3 protein-coding genes are annotated in these 2,115 nt (G+C 39.0%); all 3 read left to right on the top strand.

The annotated features are described in order from the left end of the window. Nucleotides 1-263: transposase (locus CBG25_RS07310; protein WP_290603799.1), on the top strand; the 263-nt coding region annotated here is incomplete at its 5' end. Nucleotides 264-368: 105 nt separating this feature from the next. Further along, nucleotides 369-1,598 (top strand): Ig-like domain-containing protein, encoded by a 1,230-nt coding sequence (locus tag CBG25_RS07305; RefSeq protein ID WP_290605692.1) that lies wholly within the window; start codon nucleotides 369-371, stop codon nucleotides 1,596-1,598. Nucleotides 1,599-1,708: 110 nt separating this feature from the next. After that, nucleotides 1,709-1,978 (top strand): hypothetical protein, encoded by a 270-nt coding sequence (locus CBG25_RS07300; protein ID WP_290605691.1) that lies wholly within the window; start codon nucleotides 1,709-1,711, stop codon nucleotides 1,976-1,978. The last annotated feature ends 137 nt before the right edge of the window (nucleotides 1,979-2,115 follow it).

Below are 2,115 nucleotides of genomic sequence, written 5' to 3'. Positions count from 1 at the left end.
AGGCAAACGGCTATAGGAGCCAGATTCAGCGTAAAGGCCATCGAAACAAACCGTTGTCCAAGACTCAGCAAGGGCGAAACCACAGGATTGCAAAGACTAGGGCACGGGTTGAACATGCATTTGCGGCGATGGAACAAATGGGTAGAAAACTGATCCGCACCATTGGACAGGTGCGCGCTAATTTTGCCATGACGATGATGGCAGCATGTTACAACCTAAAGCGGTTGGCGTACTTCCAGAGCGCGTGCATCGTGGCTTTCTGACGCCCAGAATGGGTCAAATGGCCCTAGCCAGGGCAATGTGCGATAGAATCAGTAACGTGATAATCAAAAAAAATCTAATTATTTAGAATGAAAGCCAAGGGTTAATTGAAAATCTTGAGTTTTTCGAGGTGCCCATTAGATGGTCAGGAAGTTAATAAAGTTGCGAATGGCGACAGTTACTTTACCTTTAAGGCACAACTGGTTGATGAATTTGATAATCCTATTAAGGTGGCGGATCTGGATATCAGCTGGTTGCTAGATGATGATAAAGCTGAAGATGCTTATTTATCGGCAGCATCAAGTCAAACAGATAAAAACGGCTTTGCCAGTATAGAACTCAAAAGCACTATTAAAGCAGTGGATAATGTGGTCGTCAGCGCCCAATATGGTACTGCGGCTAAAATAAATGCAAACACACCCGTTAACTTTATAGCCGATATTGCTACGGCCAGAGTTGGTAGTGTGACATTAGTCGATGATATCGTTAGTAAGGTTGCTGATGGTAATAACCATTTTACCTTTAAGGCACAGCTGGTTGATCAACATGAAAACCCGGTTAAAGTGCCAAATTTAGATGTTAACTGGCAGCAGGACATGAATGGTAATGATGTTATCTTACCCGCTAGCAGTAAAACTAATAGTGATGGGCAAGCAACGATAGAACTAAAAAGTACCAAGACGGCAGTAAATAATATTACAGTCAGTGCACGGTATGATATCAGTGAGAAAAAAGATGCCGATAAGCTAGTTAATTTTATCCAGGTTTCTTTTAAAGAGCTTAAAATTAATGGCAAATATTTTGACCTGAATGCAGGAATTCCGACTATTGGCTTCCAGGGTGCGACATTTGACATCATTACTAATGGTGCGCCTGTTAATGAATTCAATTGGCAGAGTAGTGAAAGTTGGGTTTCCGTTAAAAATGGAAAAATAACTTTTAGTGGCGATGCTAGCAATAATTCAAAAACAGTCATTATCACGGCAACCCATAGCTCTGGTGGTGAGCCAGTTAAATATGAATTTACACTTAAAAAATGGCATTTATATAGCCAACAAGAGATGAATTGGAATGATGCTAAAGACTGGTGTGCTAATAAGGGATTGACACTGCCAACTGTTGCACAACTCAGTGCTGGTCAGTTTGTAAGAGGTATTGATTCACTTTGGAGTGAATGGGGTGACGTACGTTTATATAATTGGAATTATCATATGTACTGGACATCTGAAACATCAGGTAACAATGTTAAAGCTGTTGGTATGGTCAGTGGTTATATAAATAACAGTGGTGAAGGTAAGAACAATCGATTCTTTTTTACTTGTGTTCGCGATCTTTGATGAACGTTAATTAAACGCTTATCCTATTTAGCGAATATTAACACGAGTTTCGCAGTCTCTAAAAAAGAAGTATAAATTTAAAAACAAGAAAAAATCAGGATGTTCATATTTTGTCCGGTTATCCATGCATTAAAGATATCTATAAAATATTCTTGCAAGTAAGCAGTGTAAGATACTCTAGTTTGGCGTTATCAGAAGTCAGCCCATCGCCTTTATCTCATGACACGGTTAGCCGATGGTTAAAAAGTAGATGTTTCCGCCCTAAAGACCTATGGCGATTAGTTGAACCTTCTATAGACAAAAAAAGCCCTTGTGTACTAATTGCCGATGATACATTGATTGCCAAAACACGTAGTAGAAAAATAGAGATGGTTCATTAAACTAGTTGCTGAATAGAGACTTGCATTTTTTGTCACGCTATTGAGAATAAAAAGAGGTTTAACTTAGAGAATAAAGGTTTGAAATGATCAACAAAGAGCGGCTGTTACGAGATAATCGTTTATGTAAAGCAATCATT

Source organism: Arsenophonus sp. ENCA (assembly GCF_002287155.1).
Classification (GTDB): Bacteria; Pseudomonadota; Gammaproteobacteria; order Enterobacterales; family Enterobacteriaceae; genus Arsenophonus; species Arsenophonus nilaparvatae.
Note: the sequence above shows the minus strand (reverse complement) of the source record. Positions and strands in the feature narration are given on the sequence as shown.